This window comes from Thalassospira xianhensis MCCC 1A02616, from assembly GCF_003326475.1.
GTDB classification, from domain to species: Bacteria; Pseudomonadota; Alphaproteobacteria; order Rhodospirillales; family Thalassospiraceae; genus Thalassospira; species Thalassospira xianhensis.
The window spans coordinates 15119-34156 of sequence record NZ_JPWA01000043.1; the positions used below are offsets into that span (position 1 = coordinate 15119).

Consider the following 19038-nt stretch of genomic DNA (forward strand, 5'->3'; position numbering starts at 1 on the left):
TTACTGGGCTGAACCTTGGGCGGCATTCGCACTCTCGACAGGTTCCGCCGTTACTGGCGCCCCCGGTGCAATACGCTGAATGCCATCGACGATCAGCTGTTCGCCATCCTCGACGCCATCGGTGACCAGCCAGTTTTCACCCTGCGACTGTTCGATCTGGATATCTTTGGAAACGACCTTGCCGTCGCCGATCGTATAGACATACGCCGAGCCGTCCGGGCGACGCATCACCGCTTTCTGCGGCACAAGGAAGGCCCCTTCAAGCTTGCCCTGACGCACCTGACCCCGCACGAACATGCCCGGCAGCAACACACCATCCGGGTTCGGGAAAACCGCACGCAGGCGGATCGTTCCGGTGGTTTCATTCACCGATACGTCAGAAAACTGCAATGTCCCGGTATGAGGATATTCCACACCTGTCGCATCAATGATCAGGGCGACTTCGATCTTGCCGTTTTCAACACCCTGAATGCGGCCATTCTGGATCGCCTGCTTGATTTTCAGCAACCGGCCACCGGCCTGTGTCACGTCGACATAGATCGGATCAAGCTGGGTGATCGTTGTCAGCGCATCCTCTTGATTGGCCGTCACCAACGCACCTTCGGTCACATCAGACGAACTGATCTGGCCGGAAATCGGGGCGGTTACGGTGGTGTATTCAACATTGATACGTGCCTGATCGACCTGCGCGCGTGCAGCGGCAACCGCTGCTTTCGCCTGCGCTTCTGCCGAAATCGCATCGTCAAAGGTCTGCTCGGAAACCGCCTGGGTTTTCACAAGGCTTTCATAACGCGTGCGGGTTTTCGTCGTCTGATCAAGGGTCGCACGCTGTTTGGCAAGTTCCGCCTGCGCCGCGTCAAGTTCCGCCATATAGACGGCCTGATCAATCATGTAAAGCTGCTGACCGGCTTCAACAAACGCGCCTTCGGTAAAGTTGCGTTCCTTGATGATACCATCGACCTGCGGGCGCACGGCAGCCTTGCGGAAGGCAACGGTACGCCCCGGCATTTCCTCGATCAGACCGACGGTCTGCGCTTCAAGCGTCACGGTACCAACCGGCGTTGCCTGCGGTTGCTGCTGTGCGCTGGCATCCGACTGTTGCGCTTCGTCACAGGCCGCAACCATCAATGCAAGCACAGCAACGCCTGCAAGTTTCAAACAAGATCGCATCGACAAAATGATTTTCCTTCTCACAGTCCTGTAAGCACCGCTGCCGTGCCGGGGAATATCAGGCAGCTTTGCCATTGAATTATTAAATACTGTACGGTACAGTACACATTGTGCGCTGCACGATCAAGAGCCAAAAAAACCGCCGACAGAAAAGATCGAAAAACCATGAGCGAAACGTCAGAAATCCAAGGAAAACAATCCAGTCGCGGCTTCGCACGACGACGCGCGATGATGGATGCTGCATGGCAGCTTCTGCTGGAGAAAGGCTTTTCTGGCGTTACGCTAAATGACGTAATTTCTCGATCTGGTGGCTCACGTACAACTCTCTACGAGGCATTTGGCGGAAAGGATGGGTTGCTGACTGCCGTCATGACAGAACGGTGCATGGAATTTTCCGCGGAACTGCATATTTCGCTGGAATCCAATCTCCCTCCTCGTGACGCTTTGACCGACTTCGCCTTTAAACTATCGACCAAGATACTAACCGAGGAAGCCGTTCGCTTCACGCAGATTCTGTTCTCCGAAGGACAGCATTTTATACCAATGGTTGAGAAGTTCCTTGAAGTCGGCCCCGAAAGCACACGCAAACGCCTTGCAAACTACCTGAAACGCCAGAACGACCTTGGCAATCTTGTCATCGACGATCCCGATCATTATGCGGAAATCTTCGATGCGATGATTGTCGGCGATTGGCAGAATCAGGTGATGAAAATGATCTCTCCGCCCAAACTCAGCGAGGAAGAGATCACAATAAGGGTCAAACGCGCCGTCGATGTCTTCCTCTGCGGTGTTGCCGCCGACAGCAAACGCGACGAACTGGGATGCGCCTCGGACTGATCCGGATGGACCTGCAAACCGCGGATCACCCTGCAAATCCGATGTGATACACTTCACACCAAGGCCATTCAGGGCAGCCTGAAGGCAGCTTGCAGCAATCCCTGCCCCATCTTCACCAAATTTGCGCTAAACAATGGAACCGTTCAAACCATTACCCTTGGGGGCCCCGATCATGCCTGCACGCCGTATTGTCATCGGCATTGGTGTTTCACTGATTTCCCTTTGCGCAACAAGCGTAACCGCCTTTGCACTTGAAACGCAGAAGGCCCGCGAAATCATGGATGCGATCCTGATGCAGAACGGCATATCCGCCACCGAAATGTCGGCGGAAAACAGCAATGGTGCCGTCATCTTCACCTATGACGATGTCCGCCTTGATCTCAGCGGTTATAGCTCGGCGCGTGAACTGGTCCTGGATGATGTCCGGGTCACGATGAACGATACCGATATCGCCAATCAGGTCGATATTGGCGTAACCCTGCCCGAACGCGGCAAAATGCTGGCCGAAGCCACCAGTGACCAGCGCGAACTGACCATGCGCAAGGCACTGGGCAGCCTGCGCTGGGACCATGTTAACGGTGTGCCGGTCAACTTCACCGGTTCGGCGGATTTCCTGATCGGTGATGAACCGGTCACGCGTAAACACTGGCTGATGAATGGCCTTGTCATTCGCTGGATGCCCGAAGAAGCCCGCATTTCATGGCAGGCCGCCGAGTGGACCGGACCGAACCGGGAAAAACTTGGCTCGGTCAAATCCACAAGCTTCCTGCTTTATCCCGGTGAAAACGACGAAACCCATCTTGATTACGCCCATGACGGCCTGTGGCTGCCAAGCCTGCTGCAACCGCGCACCGTGCGCATCAAAAGCAGCAGCACCGACCTGCCCTGGTCCGAAGCCCGGCCTATCCTGCAAAAGGGCTTTAACGACATGATGACCGGCCTTGCCCCGCGTGCGGCCCGTCGCCAGATCGCCAATGACCTCTGGCAAAAGGCCGCCGATAACGGTGCCCCGGTCAAGATTGACGAAATCTATGTCGAAGGCCGTGGCCTCGAAGCACTGGGCAAGGGTGAATTCATCGCCCAGAAAGCCGCGCGTTACGGCTTTTCGGGCCAACTTGACGTCGACCTGATCGGGCGCGAACGCCTGCAGGACCTGATCGGCACCCCGCAAAGCCCGACCCTGCTCGGTGCGCTGGTTCCCTTTGCCGTCGATGGCCTTGCAGCCGGTGAACCGGGCAAACAGGGCACGACGAATTACGACGTGGAACTGCTGCGCGATGGCCGGATTGTCGTGAATGGCATCACGGTATTTAGCGGCACAAGTGGCAGCTGACAGCTTGGGGCGAACGGAAACCCAGATGCCAATTACCTGTAACCGGGTCGTTATTTACACCAGAAAAATCGATGAAATGATCCGCTTCTATGGCGATCTTTTCGTCTATCGCGCGGTCCGTCACGAGGGCGACCGCATTGTCGAACTGCGCCCGGCAACAGATGGGCTGATCCTGATGCTTCATCCTGCGGGCAAGGGACAGAAAGAAGGCCAGTCCCTCATCAAACTGGTCTTTGACGTCAAGAATGTCGACGCCTTCCGCAAACAACTGGTTGCCCGTGGCGTTGATGTCGGCCCGATCCATCAGGCGGATGGCTATCAGTTCGCCAATATGAAAGACCCGTCCGGAAATTCGGTTTCGATTTCCAGCCGGGCCTTTGCAGTCCGTTCCTGACCGGGCTCAGATACCCTGCCCGCCGGAAACCTCGATCCGCTGGGCATTGACCCACCGATTGTCTTCTGACAGCAGGCTGGCAATCATCGGGCCGATATCATCAGGCACGCCCACCCGGCCAAGGGCCGTCATTTCGGCAAATACCTTGTTCAGATCCGGGGTATCACGCACCGCACCGCCAAGGAAGTCGGTTTCAATCGCGCCCGGTGCGACCGTATTGACCGCAATGCCGCGTACCCCAAACTCCTTGGCCATATAAAGGCTCAGCACCTCGACCGCGCCCTTGACCGCCGAATAGGCGGAAAATCCGGGGAATGCCCCCTTGGTCAGCCCCGAAGACAGATTGACGATCCGCCCGCCATCGGCAATCAGCGGCAACAAAGCCTGCGTTAAGAAGAAAACCCCTTTGAAATGCACATCAACCAGCTTGTCGAACTGTGCCTCGGTGGTTTCGGCAATTGATGCCATGTCGCCATGACCGGCATTGTTGACAAGATGGTCAAACGTTTCCCGGCCCCAGACGTCGCGCAATCCGGTGCGCAGGTTTTCGGCAAAACCGGCAAAGCTGGAAATGTCAGCAACATCAAGCTTCAGGGCCAATGCCTTCCGCCCCATTGCCTTAATCTCCGAAACCACTGCATCGGCATCGTCAGAACGGCTGTGATAGGTCACGATTACATCCCCGCCGTGGCGGGCAATGGCAAGGGCGGTATTGCGGCCAAGGCCACGGCTGGAACCGGTTACAATTGAAATCTTGGTCATCGGACAACTCCTTGGTTTGGTGATGTTGGTTCACGCTGTTTGGTGTTGTCCGTTATACTGCTGCCCCCTCCCGCCCGTCGTTGCCGGAACCTCGGCATACTTAGCCTAATCCTCCAAACCATATTTACGACGATATCAATCGGGATTAGGATCACGGCATGACAAACGCGCTTCTCACCTCGGTCCGGTCATGGCTTGATACCCGCTCCATCGACAGCGGACTGGCCCAGACACCCATTCCCGGCCTGACGACCATCCGGTCCGTCACGCCAAGCGGGCTGGATTATGCCATCTCCCGCCCGCTGGTTTGCCTTATCCTTCAGGGCAGCAAGCAGGTTGCCCTTGGCAATCGGACCCTCACCCTGCGCCCGGGTGATACCCTTCTGATCACGGCCGATGTCCCGACCGTAAGCCAGATCACCGATGCCAGTTCCGATGCGCCCTATATGTCGCTGGTGCTTGATCTCGATCCATCGGTGATTGCCGACCTGTCATTGCAGATGGGCACCCCGCCGCAAAGCGATGATGCCGCCGTCATTGTCGCCCCCACCGATGCCGAGGTCGCCGATACTGCCCTTCGCCTGATGCGTCTGCTTGATCGTCCCGATGCCGTTCCGATGCTCCATCAATCCCTGATCCGCGAATTGCATTACTGGCTTCTGACCAGCCCGCATGGCGCTGCCATCCGCCAGCTTGGCTGGCCCGACAGCCATACCCAGCGCGTGGCACGTGCGGTCGCCATCCTGCGCGAGGAATTCAGCGAACCTCTGCCGGTGGATCGACTTGCCGCAACTGCGGGCATGAGCCCATCCTCGTTTTACCAGCATTTCAAAACCGTGACCTCGCTGTCCCCGCGACAGTTTCAAAAACAGCTTCGCCTGATCGAGGCACGCCGCCTGATCATGGCCGAAGGCATGACCGCAAGCAGTGCCGCCTATGATGTCGGCTATGAAAGCGTGTCGCAGTTCACACGCGAATATCGCCGCATGTTTGGCATGCCGCCGGCCACCGACCGCGATATGGCGCGGGAACAATCGCCTGCATCCCGGGCCGCCGAATAACAACATCACCTTTCCCTGATAATTCTACAGTGCTGCGCGTGACATCCTGTTGACGGGCCGTGTCGAACTTCGCATGATCCGTTGGCAGGGTCGGTCTGCCACATACCGGCCTGATAAATCAGGGAGCTTCGTAAAAAATGAAAATCTTCAAATCCGGTCCGCTTTCCGGTCTTCTGATTGCTGGCGCGATGCTGGGGGCCATCAGCACCGCCTCTGCCGAACCAATCAGGGTCGGCATTGCCAATTTCGGTGAACATCCGCAGTTGAACGCCGCCATCGCCGGTTTCAAGGAAGGCATGGAAAGCGGCGGCTTTGCCGAGGGAACCGACGTTGTCTATTCCGAAAGCCACACCAATTTTGATGCGTCTCTGGTGCCCCAGATGATCGCCAAATTGCAGGCCGAAAATCCCAAACTGATCTTTACCGTCACCACCCCGGTTTCCCAGATCGCCAAGAAAGCATTGGCCGGATCGGGCATTCCGATCGTGTTTTCCGCCGTGACCGACCCGGTCGCCGCCAAGCTGGTCCCGTCGTGGGAAGCCGGTGATGAAGGCATGACCGGTGCATCGGACTTGCAGGATATCGATGCGGTTCTGGAATTCACCAAACTGCTGCTGCCGAATGCCAAACGTCTTGCCCTGCCCTATAACCCGGGCGAAGCCAATGACGTGGCCCTGCTTGAAAAGGTGCAGGAACTGGCCCCGGCACACTTCCTTGAAGTCGTCCCAGTTGGAATTGATAACGTCAATGATATCCAGCAGCGCATCACGTCGGTCGCTGGCAAGGCCGATGTCATCTACACCCCGGCATCAAACCTGATCCAGCCGGCGATTGCCGCGGTTTCGGCGGCTGCGCGCCAGATCGGCGTTCCGATTGTCAATTCCGATAGCTCGGCCGTTGCCAATGGCACCGTGCCTGCCAGCTTCTCGGTCGATTATGCGCAGGTCGGCTTAAGTGCCGGCATCATTGCGGCGGAGATCCTCAATGGCAAGGACGCGGCATCCATCGCGCCGTCCAAACCATCCTATGTCAATCACGAGCCACTGATTTCGAAAAAAGCCGCCGATGCCTTTGGCATCACCATTCCCGAGGCACTCGCCAATTGCGGCTGCGTCGTCGAATAAGCTGATCCGGCCTCACATTACATTTGGCGCCCCGCATTCCGGTATCACCGGGGGGCGCCAATGTTGCTTTACGGAGGATACGGATGCTTGAAATCCGGTCTGCACGAAAAACCTTTTACAAAGGCCAGCCCGACGAAAAAGTCGCGCTTGATGATCTTTCGCTGACACTTCAAACCGGCGAATTCGGTGTTGTCATCGGCTCCAACGGGGCAGGCAAAAGCACGATGCTAAACGCCGTTTCCGGCGCGATGCCCCTTGATCGCGGCCAGATCCTGATCAATGGCGATGATGTCACCAACACGCCCGTGCATAAACGCGCCATGCGGATTGCGCGTGTGTTTCAGGACCCGATGCTGGGTACTGCCGCCAGCATGACGGTTGCCGAAAACATGCTGCTTGCCGAACTGCGCAGCAAAAGCCGCACATTTGCCCGTGGGCTTAATCCCAAACGTCTTGCTGATTACAAGGAACGCCTGTCGATCCTGGGTCTTGGCCTTGAAAACCGGCTTGATACCCGTGTTGAACTGCTATCTGGCGGGCAACGCCAATCGCTATCCCTCATCATGGCGGTCGGCGGATCGCCCGATCTGCTGCTGCTTGATGAACATACCGCCGCCCTTGACCCGCGCACTGCCGATCTTGTCATGGGGGCAACCGTGCGCGCGGTTGATGCGCTTAAACTCACCACCCTGATGGTCACCCATAACATGCAGCACGCGGTTGATTACGGCCACCGCGTCATCATGCTGGACGCCGGAAAGGTCAAACTGGAAATCGGCGGCGAAGAAAAGGCCGGTGTCACGGTGGCAAAGCTGATCGATCATTTCTCGGTCAAATCCGATGCCATGTTGCTGGGGGCCTGATTGATGATGGAATTCCTCTCTTCGACCTTCACAAGCTATGTGGCGCTGGTCCCGGTAACATTGGCCCAAAGCCTTATTCTGGCTTTCGTCGTCATGGGCATCATGATCCCGTTCCGTACCCTGCATTTCCCCGACCTCACCAGCGAAGGCGCCTATCCGCTGGGCGGCTGTGTTGCCGGGGTATTGATTGCCGCCGGGGTCAATCCGGCTTTGGCAATCATCGCCGCCCTTCTGTGTGGTTTTGCTGCTGGTTGTTGCACGGCACTTATTCATCTGCGGTTCCGCATCCATACGCTTCTGGCCGGGATCCTGATGATGACGATGCTTTACAGCATCAATCTGCGCATCATGGGCAAATCGAACCTGTCGATCTTTGGCACCGGTTCGGTCTTTGACTGGGCGCCCTTCGTCACGCCGGGCTTCCCGGCGGCCAAGATCATCATTGCCGGGATCATCGGGGCGGCGGTGTTCGTGGCGCTCAACTGGTTTTTCAAAACCGAAAAGGGCACGGCCATGCGCGCGGTCGGCGCCAACCCCGCAATGGCCGAAGCACAAGGCATTTCCGTCTGGGTTTCGACCATCGGCGGTGTTGGCCTCGCCAGTGCCTTTTCGGCCACCAGTGGCGCGCTTATGGTCCAGTCACAGGGCTTTGCCGATGTGAATATGGGCCTTGGCATCCTGATCAATGGTCTGGCAGCACTCATGATCGGCGAGGCGATTGTTGGCAAACACAGCGTCTTCCGCCAACTCCTCGCTCCGTTTGTCGGTGCGATCATCTATTATCAGTTGGTGTCGCTCTGCCTGGCCGCCGGTATGCCCCCGCCTGATCTCAAACTGGCAACCGGGCTTTTCGTGCTTGCCATGCTGGCCCTACCCAGCCTCAAACGCGGTCGCGGCGGTGCCCCAGCCCGCGAAAAGTTCCGCGAATAGAAACAACGGGCGGGGTCACATGATCCCGCCCTTTTCCGATCCCCAAAGACCACACTTGCCGCCCGATGGATGCCCGCCTGCGCGGGCATGACGACCATAAGGGTAACATTCCCCTAAACCGTCACTCCCGCGAAGGCAGGAGTCCATCGCGCCACAGGTTCCCCTACCGACGCGCGGTGCCCACGCGCTCAAAAAACAGTACGATATCGCTGACGTCGGCAACCTGCCCCCCCGGCCCGGTCACCTTGCGCGTCATATTCCCGGGTTTATGCAAAATCCATTCACCCGGCGCTGGGGCAAAGGCATCAAGTTCCTCCTGCAAGCTCGGAAATTCATGCTGGCCATTTCCCTTGCGCCACGGCGGGGCCGATGCGTGCGCGATACACAGGAAATATCCGCCCGGCACCAGCTTTGCCATCGCACGCCGAAGGATATCGGCCCGCGCAAGGGCCACCGGCGACTGGAAATAGGACGCGGTCACCAAATCATATTCCCCGTCCGGCATCTCGTGTTCCAGATCGCAGGCAACAACCGTACCCGCCCGGCAAGGTCACTCCCCAACAGACGCTTCTGCGCCCGCGCAATCGCGGTTTGCGAAATATCAGCCCCCGTCACATCCCAGCCCCGCCCGGCCAGCCAAAGCGCATCATCCCCATGCGAACAGCCAATATCCAATGCCCGCCCCGGCGTCAGGTCGGCCACATACCGCACCAGCAACTCCCCCGGATTACCCGAATAGTCGGTCTTTTTTGTCCGGTAATGATCTTCCCAGAATTCAACCGGGTTGTTTTCCCGCCGTTCGGTCGCGTTTTGCATCGAAAATGCTCCTTCATCACAAGCCACATCGAATCACGTAACTTATGATGTATCGTAAAAGCCATTCCCGTCAAGCGCCACTAAACAAGACAGCCGAAAACAAAACAGCCCGGCGGAATAGTGACTGCCGGGCTGTTAATAAATGTGCAGGCTGCAACGCAGTTCAGCTCAGATATTTATTGAACCACGCAATCGTGCGGTCCCAGGCAAACTTGGCCTGCTCCTCGTCATAGCGGGGGGTTGAATCATTATGGAACCCGTGATTGGCGCCTGGATAGATATAGGCCTCATAAACCTTGTTATGTTCCTTTAATGCCGCCTCATATGCAGGCCATCCTTCATTGATCCGCTCGTCCAGTTCGCCGTAATGCAATAGCAACGGCGCCTGAATGCGCGGCACATCGGCCACGTCCGCCTGACGGCCGTAAAACGGCACAGCAGCACCAAGTTCCGGATAGGCCACCGCCGCGGCATTCGACACACCCCCGCCATAACAAAAACCGGTTATGCCGGTTTTGCCGGTGGTTGCCTCATGCGCGGTCAGGAATTCGATGGCGGCAAAGAAATCATTCATAAGCTTGGTCGGGTCGACCTGACGCTGCAATTCGCGCCCCTTGTCATCATTGCCCGGATATCCGCCAACCGATGTCAGCCCATCCGGGGCAAGGGCAATAAAACCGGCCTTGGCCACCCGGCGCGCCACATCCTCGATATAGGGATTAAGCCCGCGATTTTCGTGCACCACCACCACGCCGGGGACCTTGCCCGTCAGATTTGCGGGCTTCACCATATAGCCCCGCACCTCGCCATGGCCGTTGGGCGACGGATACATGATATATTCGGCGACAATATCGGGATCGGTAAACTCAACCTGTGTCGCAAGTGCATAGTCCGGACTAAGCGACGCCAGAACCGACATTGCGGTGACCCCACCGACAGTATATTTCGCGGCCCGGTCAAGAAATTCGCGCCGCGAAATGATCCCGTGCGCATAAAAATCATAAAGCTCAAGCAATTGCGGCGAGAAATCTTTGGCCGTCAAACGGTTCATCATATGCTCCCTTCGGGATTAACCGGGGCGGAAATCATGAATTCGGTGGCAAGGATGCGAAAAGTTTTCGGCAATCCGCATCGGCAGGCAAATCACAAATCCGCTATAGGTGAACCAGTTCACCTCATGGCCCGTCACCGTGTCGTGCAGCTTAACCCGCCATCAACCACAAGCTCGATCCCCGTGACATATTTCGCCCCGTCCGATGCCAGATACAAAACCGCCTCTGCCACATCCCACGCATCACCCATATGCCCCATCGGCACCTGTGCATTGCGGGTTTCAAGAATGCGGTTGATTTCCGCCCCGTCATAAAGCCGTGCCAGCGATGCCTCGACCAGTGGCGTATGAATAAGCCCCGGCACCACCGCATTGACCCGCACATGATGCGGCGCATATTCCACCGCAAGCGATTTGGTGAATTGCGTAACTGCCGCCTTGGCTGCGGCATAGGCCGGATAATCAATTCCCATCTGCCGCGCCCCGCTGACCGATCCGATATTGATCACCGATCCGCTTTTGCGTTTGCGCATCGCGGGCATCACCGCCTGACAGCTATGGAAAAATCCGGTGACATTGGTCTTAAACGCGCTGTGCCAGTCGTCAACGTCAAGCCGTTCAAGCCCGCCGCCAATCACCATCCCGACATTATTGACCAGTACATCAATCTCGCCCAGCGACCCGCGTGCCGTCGAAACCGCAATATCGACCTGATCGCGTTTGGTGATATCGGCGGTCAATGCAATGACCTCGCCGCCTTCTTCCTCGATCAGCGATGCGGTTTCATCTGCGGCGATCTTGTTGATGTCAACCACCGCCACCTTCGCCCCGGCCCGGGCCAGCAGCACGGACGTCGCCTTGCCATTTCCCCATCCCGGCGCACAGCAGCCACCACCGAATACCAGAACCGTTTTACCCAAAAGACGCTGATCCATGATGTCCTCCCGGAACGTTGCGGAATTCTACCAAAGGTTTCCGTTTTCCGATAGAGACACCAACCAGCAACCCCGCCATGCAAAACGGCCGTATCACGGGGATACGGCCGCCGACATCTTTAAGGATCGGAAATCTTACCAGCTATATTTCAGCGTCGCCAGAACCGTGCGGCCCTCGCCATAGAAACGGCTGCCAAACGTGTTGGACGCGACATATTCCCGGTCAAACAGGTTGGTCGCATTGACCGCAAGGCTGACATTGTCAGTCACCATATAATTCACCATGGCATCAACCACCGTATGCGATCCCAGCAGATCGGTATTGGCATCGTTGTTATAGCGTGACCCGACAAAACGAACACCACCGCCAAGGGTCAGGTCGCCAAACACCCCATGTTCCGGAATGGTGTAATCCAGCCACGCCGATGCGTTATGTTCAGGAACGTTTGACGGACGGTTGCCGACATTGCCCGCAACAACATCGTCTTTGATTTCGGCATCAAGATAGGTATAGGCCAGCGTCAGATTGGTCCGCTCGTCAAGCGACATCTTGCCTTCAAGCTCAAGCCCGCGCGAATTGATCTCGCCAATCTGCTGATAGGTCGACGTGGTGGAATTCCACTGCGAAACGTTTTCCTGTGTCAGGTCAAACAGCGCGGCCGTAAACATCGCATCAATTGCGGTTGGCTGATATTTGACGCCGATCTCGTATTGCGTGCCTTCCTGTGGCGCGGTCCCATCCGGGCGGGAAGCCGCACTGCCATAAACCGGCTGGAAGGATTCCGAATAGTTCCCGTAAACCGAAACCTCGTCCGTCGCCTTATAGGTCAGGCCGACGCGCGAGGTGAATTTATGGTCATCGCGTTCCTCGGTTGCCCCGCTGCTAAGTGTATCGGTATCGCTTTGGACATAATCGAAACGTCCACCCACAGTCGCGATCCAGTCATCGGCAATCGTAAGCTGTTCCTGCGCATAAAGCCCGTAGGCCGCCTGCGTGATTTCCGTGTCCGAACTGCTGCTAAAGGTAATGCACGAACGCCCGCAATAAACCGGGTTATAGGGATCAATCGCTGGTGCACCTGCACCTGATGCAGGGCTCCCGTCAAAACGCTTTTCGCGGTTCTGATCGCGGTTGAAGTCGAACCCGACCAGCGTCTTGCTGTCGAAAGTTTCATTCAGTGCGGTGTCATACTGCACCTGGTTGTCGATGGCAAAGCGGTCAAGTTCGCCATAAATCGCAAAGGCATAACGATCCGCAAGCGGGGCGGTATCTTGCAGGTAAACCGTCTCGTAATCCAGATCGACATGGGTATATCGCGCGTTCTGGCGGAATTGCAGCTTGTCGGTAATCTGGTGCGAGAACTCATACCCGATATTGGTTTCTTCGGTATCGAAAGTGTTGAAATCCGGTTCACCGAAAAACGCATTTCGGCTGGTTTCAACCCCGGCCGGGAAGCCGTAACCCAGATTGCTTTCGCGGTTGCTGTAACTGGTCAGGATCGTCAATTCCGTTCCCGCCTTCGGCTTATAGGTAAAGGCAGGTGCCACATAAATCCGGTCATCCTGCGAATAATCCTGTTCGCGCTCCGCATCCTGCCAAAGTCCGGTCAGGCGATAGGTCCAGTTGCTGTCTTCCGCGACCGGTCCGGTCACATCACCGCCACCGCGCACATGGTTTTCGCCAAGGGTTGTGAAAACCTCGCCACCGGCTTCGTCCTGCGGGCGTTTGGTAATCAGGTTGACCAAGCCCCCCGGCCCGTTCATGCCAAACAGGCTTGATGTCGATCCTTTCAGGATATCGACCTGCTGAAGGCCATAGGGCTCCTGGCGGGCGGTTGTGAAGTTATAGTTCCGCGATGACAATCCGTCGCGATAGGTCGAAAGCGACGAATAAAATCCCCGGATACGGATATAGTCATACCGCACATCCGACCCGTATTCGCCGGCCTGAACGCCTGCGGTATAGGCGACCGCCTGCTGCACGTCCTGCACATTGCGCGTTTCCATTTCCTTCTGCGTCACGACGGACACGGCGGCGGAATCATCCAAAATCGGCGTGTCGGTTTTCGATGCCGTGCGCGACCGGCTGGCAACAACGCTATCGCGTGTCGGCCCCATCGGGCCATAGGTACCCTCTGCATTGCCCTCGACCCGGATCGGATCAAGAACCTCGCCTTCTGCCGCTGCCGCACCGGTTGCGATCTGCTCGACCACCACGGTGCCATCATCGGAAATGTTATAGGTCAGGCCACTTCCGGCAAACAGCCGGTCCAGCGCCTGCTGCGATGTCATGCTGCCGCTGACCGCTGGCGCATCAACCCCGCGCACAAGTGCGCCATCAACCGTGATCTGAAGACCGGACTGCTGCCCGAACAGGGCCAGCGCGCTGGTCATGGATTGCGCCGGAATATCAAATGCATGTGACGTTGCAAGGACCCCCGCCCCGCTTTGCGCCACCTGTGCCTGCGCCATCACCGGTGCTGCGACCAATACCGGCACCAATGCGCTTGTCACCAAAAGCGCGCTTGCAAAAACCGTCTGTCTGCTGCGGCTCCGCATACCCGCCTTACCCCCTGTGGTCATTCCATGGATCTCCGTTCTGCGTCATATACATGATTGCAAATGAGAATAAAAACGCTTCTCATTTGCGCTTAAAACACAAAACGCGCCTCAGGGGATTTTTTTCAAAAAAACTTCGGAAAATTTTTCAGGTTTTTGTCAAACGCCTGTTTCAGGCCATTTTCAGGATGCCGACACCAGCAAAACCCAAGGCGTCACCTGCCGCACCACCGCATTTTGCGCCCGCGCAATCCCGCGAAGAGCCGCCAGCGGATCGGCAAGGTTATAAACCCCCGTAACCGGTCGGGACGCCAGCGCATCATCGGTGATGATGATCCGGCCCGGATAATAGCGCCGCAGCCCGTCAATCACGGTGCCCAACGGCTGATCCTGTGCAATCAACTGGTTCTGCCGCCATGCGGCAACCTGACCTGCGGGCAATTGGCCGCGCGCCACCGCGCCCTGCCATGTCACGCTGGCACTTTGCCCGGCTTCCAGCAACTCTGCGACCGGCGGGGTAATCTGATCAAACCCGACCCGCACCAGACCATGCTCGACCGCAACATCCGTGCCCGCCTCATTGCGCCGCACGTCAAACCCGGTGCCAAGCACCGTCACGCCAACCTCGTCGGCAAAAACCGTAAAGGGCCGTTCGGCATCCGGGGTAACCTCAAAAAACGCCTCGCCGCCCAAAAGGTCGATATGGCGCTCGCCCGCCTCAAACCGCACCCGGATCGCACTTTCGGGTGCCATCGTCACCGTGCTGGCATCGGCAAGGGTGATGGTGCGCATCTCGGCAGTATCGGTCACATAATCGGCCTGCCAGCCGGTAACAGCACGGGTAACGATCCCCGGCCCGATCACTGCTGCAAAAAGCGATGCGGCAATGGCAAGCCCGCCACCAAGCCACATCTTTCGCCGCCCGAAAGCCGGGCGCACGACATTGTCTTTGCGCGATGATGAAACAGACGATCCTTCACCCCCCGTTCGCATCTCACGAACGAAGGGCTGCCAGCGATCAGCATGCTCAGGCGCACCTGTCGCCATCACATCCGCCGCCCGGCGCGTGGCGTTCCATGCCTGCATATGTGCGGGGTCACGTTCGCACCATTCCGCAAATGCGCGCAGAATATCCTGATCGTCCGGCTCTTCCTGCAACAGGATCAGCCAGTCGGTCGCCTCCCGTGAGGCCTGCGGCGGGATCGCATCTGTGTTCGCTGCCATTCTCGTCTCTATTCCCGGTCGGTATCGCAGATTGCGGGTGCGCACCGGCCTGTCCCGAAAATCCCTACAACTACTAAACGCATTTGCGGAACTTTTTTCTATAAATATTGTGAACCCGGCTCATGCCTGATCCAGCCGCTGCTTGCAATGCTCGATCCCGTCCGCCACCAGCTTGTGCGCCAGCGGCACGGATATGCCAAGGAAGGCGGCAATTTCCTTAAGCTTCGCGCCGCCAAACCGATGCATTTCGCAGGCAATGCGCGTACGTTCGGGCAATTCATCCATCGCCGCCATCACGATCGCATATTCATCCTTGTAAAGGGCGACGGTTTCCGGATCCGGGGCGATATCGGCCGATATCCGGGCCGCCTCGTCATAGTCCCCCGCCGATGTCAGACGGCTTTCGCGCACCAGCCTGCGTTTGCTGTCAAGCGCCAGGTTGCGCACGATCCGGTAAAGATACCCCGTCGCATCCTCGATCAGCCGCCGGTCCGATGCCGCGTCAAACCGCAACCATGCTTCCTGCACCAGATCCTCGGCCTGCACGCGATTGCCCGTGATGCTGCTGGCATAATTGACCAGTGCCGGACGATGCGACATGAACAGGACAAGGGCATTGGGGTTCGCGGACAAAGCCGTATTTCCTCGGGACGGCACAAACAATGATGCTTCACTAGCAGATATTAAGACTGATTATCAATATCTTTCGCAACATCCCGCCTGCACATTCGAAAAACTTCATTTACCAAATGGCGCTATACTCCCGCCAAAGACGAAAGAGGGAACCGCCATGATACGCAAACGAAGCCTTGTCATCCTGATCACCGGGGTCGCCGCCGCGGCCTTCCTGCTGATCAGCAACCAGCTTGCCCATCGCGGCGAGGAACGGGGCGATATCGTTCGCGGCAAGGCGATTGCCGAACAGACCTGCCTGCGGTGTCATATGGAATTTGCCGGTGATCCCTATCCCGATCCCGAAATCACCACCGCCCCGCCACTGGCAAGCTTCGGTCAACGCTGGCCGATTGAAAACCTCGAAGAAGCACTGGCCGAAGGCATCACCGTGTCGCACGATCAACTGACCATGCCGGAATTCACCTTCACGCCGGAAACCATCGCCGATCTTCTGGCCTATCTGGACGCGCTCGCAAAAGATGCGCCATCCCGAACCGGAAGTTGATCTGCAGCCCTCACACTGACTTCTTGCGATCCACTCGCAAACGTGTACCATCTGAAACAATAATAAAATCAAATTCAGATTGGGTTACACAAACCATGCTATTGGACGCGTCGCATTCCGGCACGCAGGTTTTAGCGCGCCCGTCTTTCGAACTTTTCGATCTCTCATTGTCGCCCGATTGCAGGAACATTTCGGATGATCGCTGCGACACATGGGTTTTCCAAACAGCACAGATGCTGCTGACCGAACCCTGTGATCAGGCAATTACCGGCATTCTGGAACTGACCGGACTGTCCGCCGAGGCAGACCGGGCATGGATGTTCGAATATGACGCAACGCTTCTGCGCTTTCGCAACACCCATGAATGGAGCCGCGAAACCGTTACCTCGCATGTCACCGATCTGCAAGATACCCCCGTTACCATGATCGCATGGCTGCAACAGTTCCTGTCGCTCAATCAGGCGGTCATGATCAACGATGTAAGTGCCCTACCGCGTCCCGCCCGCGATCTTCAGGCCGAAATGCTGCGCCAGAATGACAAAAGCGTCCTTTGCATCCCGGTCTTTTTCGAAGACCGCCTGCGCGCCTGTATCGGTTTTGATGCCACCCGAATACATACGCATTGGGATGGCGCAATCACATCACAGCTTTACCGTTGCGCGAACCTGATTGCGCTTGCGCGCTATGGCAGCAACACCCCCGCCCAACAAAACAGACAACCGGTAGCCCACCTGTCGGCCGATCCGCTGATCTATATCCGCACCTTTGGTCGGGTCCGGGGTGTAACATCGGCTGAAATCGTCTGTTTGCGCTCGGCGCGGGATTATACCACCCTGTTTCTCTCGGACGGCTCCTCCATGACGGACCTGCGCCCGCTTTCGGTCTGGGCGGGAATGCTCCCGCCGGGCCATTTTCACCGCATCCACCGCACCACGATTGTCAATCTGCATCATGTCGCGGAACTCAATCGCCATGCAGGCAGCAGCGGGGATCGATGGGAGGTCAGCCTGCGTATTCTTGATGAAACCCAAAGTGTCTCTCGCCCCTACCGCCAGGAACTGCGCAGCAAGCTCGGCGTCTGAATCGCATTTAGGGCTTTCAGCCCCGCCCCATCCAGTCCCGCCGCCAAATACCCTATTTGATTGATTCTGATGTGCCGTTTTGTCGGTTCGTCGAAACTGCATGTTCGTTGGTCTCTTTCCGGTTGCGTATCTTTTTCCCACTGCCTAAAGCGAAAACACGGGACAGACGGGAAACAACCCGGAAACAAAACTGCCCGACTTGGGGACTATCTGGGACTGACGGGCAGATAACCATGCAAAATCCACTATCAATGCGGTACTTTTGTGCCGCGCTGCGCGATGCAACTATGCTCTGCTCTATTTCTGCGGCCGGGAGCCTTGCCATCCTCACAATGCCGCACGTGGCACGCGCACAATCGGTGATCAACGTCCCCGACGGTGACAGCCATACAGTGCCAGGCACCTATCCTGCCGGTGATTTCAACGGTGGCACCATCGGAACCGGCAGTGCCCTTGACAGCACGGGCACCATCAACAATATCGGCACGCTGACCAACAACGGCACCTTCGATGTTGGCGGTGCGCTAAACAATACCGGAACCCTGGTCAACAACAGTTACATGTCGATCAGGGCCACGGTGAACAATACCGGCACCTTCAACAACACGGGCACCGCCGCGGTAAACGGGGGGCAGTTGATCGGCGACATCGTCAATACCGGCACCTTCACCATTACTTCCACCAGTTCCAATACATATTCCGGCGTGATCAGCGGCAACGGGCAGTTCAACAAGAACGGCAACCATACGCAAATCCTGACCGGCGATTCATCAGGCTTTACCGGCAGCAACTATGTCGGACAGGGAACCCTTCAGATCGGTAATGGCGGCACCACCGGGGCCCTTGGCGGGAACTTTAACGTCACCAGCCTCGGCACACTTGCCTTCAATCGCAGCGATGACCTGACCTATGCCAATGTCATTTCCGGTGCTGGCAAGGTCACCAAACTGGGGGCAGGAACGCTGACCCTTACCGGCACCAACACCTATTCCGGCACCACCACCGTCTCGGGTGGCACCTTGCTGGTCAATGGCTCGGCCAGTTCCTCGGCCTTCACAATCCAGAACGGCACCACGCTTGGCGGTACTGGCACCGTTGGCGCGACCACACTGCAATCGGGCGGCATTCACGCGCCGGGCAATTCGATTGGCACCCAGACGGTGAATGGCAACTATACGCTGACCTCCGGCTCCATCCTCGCGATCGAAGTCAATGCCGCAGGTGATGCCGATCAGGTGATCGTCAACGGGGCGGTTGATCTTGGTGGTGCGACGCTCCGCATTCTTGGCCTGCCCGATAATGATATGTCCGGCCAGAACAATTACACCCACATCATCATCGCCAATGACGGGGTCGATGCAGTTGTCGGCACCTTCAACAGCATCAATAACCAGCTTGCCTTTTATGATGCCTCTGTTGCCTGTAGTGGCGGCACCGGCAACGATGTGACACTTAGCCTCACACGCAACGACACCGATTTTACCGATCATGCCGTCACCGGCAACCAGTCGGCGGTCGCCGCTGTCATCGATGATCTTCCGGGGGCAGACGGTGATACCATCCGTACCGCCCTTCAGGGGCTGACCACCGCCGAAGTCCAGCGCGCCTATGAACAGCTTTCCGGCGACGTTCACGCCAGCACCACCGCCATCAACGGCCAGATCGCCCAGCAGGCTGGCGGGCAGATCGGCGGACGACTTGCCGCCCTTAACAGCAA

Annotated in this window: 19 protein-coding genes; 10 read left to right on the forward strand and 9 right to left on the reverse strand. The window is 57.3% G+C overall.

The annotated features are described in order from the left end of the window. Positions 1–1170: an efflux RND transporter periplasmic adaptor subunit gene (locus TH5_RS22370; RefSeq protein WP_114123738.1), complete on the reverse strand. Its 1170-nt coding sequence runs from the start codon at positions 1168–1170 to the stop codon at positions 1–3. 165 nt (positions 1171–1335) lie between these two features. On the opposite strand from TH5_RS22370, the gene TH5_RS22375 reads away from it, so the two are divergent. The 3 genes from TH5_RS22375 (at position 1336) to TH5_RS22385 (ending at position 3734) form a co-directional block, all read left to right on the forward strand. After that, entirely contained in the window at positions 1336–2007 is a 672-nt protein-coding gene (locus tag TH5_RS22375) for a TetR/AcrR family transcriptional regulator (RefSeq protein WP_114123739.1), read from the forward strand. A 172-nt stretch (positions 2008–2179) separates the two neighbouring features. Further along, on the forward strand, positions 2180–3340 hold the full coding sequence (locus TH5_RS22380; protein ID WP_114123753.1) for a hypothetical protein: 1161 nt from the start codon (positions 2180–2182) through the stop codon (positions 3338–3340). 25 nt (positions 3341–3365) lie between these two features. Further along, complete coding sequence (locus TH5_RS22385) at positions 3366–3734, forward strand: VOC family protein (RefSeq protein ID WP_114123754.1); 369 nt, start codon at positions 3366–3368, stop codon at positions 3732–3734. A 6-nt stretch (positions 3735–3740) separates the two neighbouring features. On the opposite strand, the gene TH5_RS22390 is transcribed toward TH5_RS22385, so the two are convergent. Continuing rightward, positions 3741–4496: an SDR family NAD(P)-dependent oxidoreductase gene (locus TH5_RS22390; protein WP_114123740.1), complete on the reverse strand. Its 756-nt coding sequence runs from the start codon at positions 4494–4496 to the stop codon at positions 3741–3743. 158 nt (positions 4497–4654) lie between these two features. Between TH5_RS22390 and TH5_RS22395 the strand changes: the two genes are divergently transcribed. The 4 genes from TH5_RS22395 (at position 4655) to TH5_RS22410 (ending at position 8474) form a co-directional block, all read left to right on the forward strand. Beyond that, positions 4655–5557 carry an AraC family transcriptional regulator gene (locus tag TH5_RS22395; RefSeq protein ID WP_114123741.1) on the forward strand — a complete coding sequence of 301 codons (903 nt, stop codon included), beginning with the start codon at positions 4655–4657 and terminating at the stop codon, positions 5555–5557. A gap of 137 nt (positions 5558–5694) precedes the next feature. Further along, complete coding sequence (locus tag TH5_RS22400) at positions 5695–6681, forward strand: ABC transporter substrate-binding protein (RefSeq protein ID WP_114123742.1); 987 nt, start codon at positions 5695–5697, stop codon at positions 6679–6681. An 83-nt stretch (positions 6682–6764) separates the two neighbouring features. After that, complete coding sequence (locus TH5_RS22405; RefSeq protein ID WP_114123743.1) at positions 6765–7544, forward strand: ABC transporter ATP-binding protein; 780 nt, start codon at positions 6765–6767, stop codon at positions 7542–7544. Positions 7545–7547: 3 nt separating this feature from the next. Then, complete coding sequence (locus TH5_RS22410; RefSeq protein ID WP_208638518.1) at positions 7548–8474, forward strand: ABC transporter permease; 927 nt, start codon at positions 7548–7550, stop codon at positions 8472–8474. Positions 8475–8637: 163 nt separating this feature from the next. Here the strand turns inward: TH5_RS22410 and TH5_RS22415 are convergent, their stop codons facing one another. From TH5_RS22415 to TH5_RS22445, 7 genes are all read right to left on the reverse strand, one after another. Beyond that, entirely contained in the window at positions 8638–8979 is a 342-nt protein-coding gene (locus TH5_RS22415; RefSeq protein WP_114123744.1) for a hypothetical protein, read from the reverse strand. Then, positions 8952–9290 (reverse strand): class I SAM-dependent methyltransferase, encoded by a 339-nt coding sequence (locus TH5_RS22420; protein ID WP_114123745.1) that lies wholly within the window; start codon positions 9288–9290, stop codon positions 8952–8954. Before TH5_RS22420 ends, TH5_RS22415 begins: the two co-directional genes overlap by 28 nt. 163 nt (positions 9291–9453) lie before the next feature. Then, positions 9454–10341 carry a YghX family hydrolase gene (gene yghX, locus TH5_RS22425; protein ID WP_114123756.1) on the reverse strand — a complete coding sequence of 296 codons (888 nt, stop codon included), beginning with the start codon at positions 10339–10341 and terminating at the stop codon, positions 9454–9456. A 134-nt stretch (positions 10342–10475) separates the two neighbouring features. Continuing rightward, complete coding sequence (locus TH5_RS22430; RefSeq protein ID WP_114123746.1) at positions 10476–11276, reverse strand: SDR family NAD(P)-dependent oxidoreductase; 801 nt, start codon at positions 11274–11276, stop codon at positions 10476–10478. A gap of 135 nt (positions 11277–11411) precedes the next feature. After that, on the reverse strand, positions 11412–13859 hold the full coding sequence (locus TH5_RS22435; RefSeq protein ID WP_114123747.1) for a TonB-dependent siderophore receptor: 2448 nt from the start codon (positions 13857–13859) through the stop codon (positions 11412–11414). A 159-nt stretch (positions 13860–14018) separates the two neighbouring features. Next, on the reverse strand, positions 14019–15059 hold the full coding sequence (locus tag TH5_RS22440) for a FecR family protein (protein ID WP_114123748.1): 1041 nt from the start codon (positions 15057–15059) through the stop codon (positions 14019–14021). A gap of 120 nt (positions 15060–15179) precedes the next feature. Then, positions 15180–15692: a sigma-70 family RNA polymerase sigma factor gene (locus TH5_RS22445; RefSeq protein WP_114123749.1), complete on the reverse strand. Its 513-nt coding sequence runs from the start codon at positions 15690–15692 to the stop codon at positions 15180–15182. A 157-nt stretch (positions 15693–15849) separates the two neighbouring features. Between TH5_RS22445 and TH5_RS22450 the strand changes: the two genes are divergently transcribed. The 3 genes from TH5_RS22450 to TH5_RS22460 all read left to right on the forward strand — a co-directional run. Beyond that, positions 15850–16239 (forward strand): c-type cytochrome, encoded by a 390-nt coding sequence (locus TH5_RS22450; RefSeq protein WP_114123750.1) that lies wholly within the window; start codon positions 15850–15852, stop codon positions 16237–16239. A 95-nt stretch (positions 16240–16334) separates the two neighbouring features. Then, the gene (locus TH5_RS22455; protein ID WP_114123751.1) at positions 16335–17321 is read left to right on the forward strand and encodes a GAF domain-containing DNA-binding protein; all 987 of its coding nucleotides are present in this window, start codon (positions 16335–16337) and stop codon (positions 17319–17321) included. Positions 17322–17662: 341 nt separating this feature from the next. Continuing rightward, a partial coding sequence (locus TH5_RS22460; RefSeq protein WP_208638519.1) for an autotransporter outer membrane beta-barrel domain-containing protein occupies positions 17663–19038 on the forward strand: 1376 nt, incomplete at its 3' end.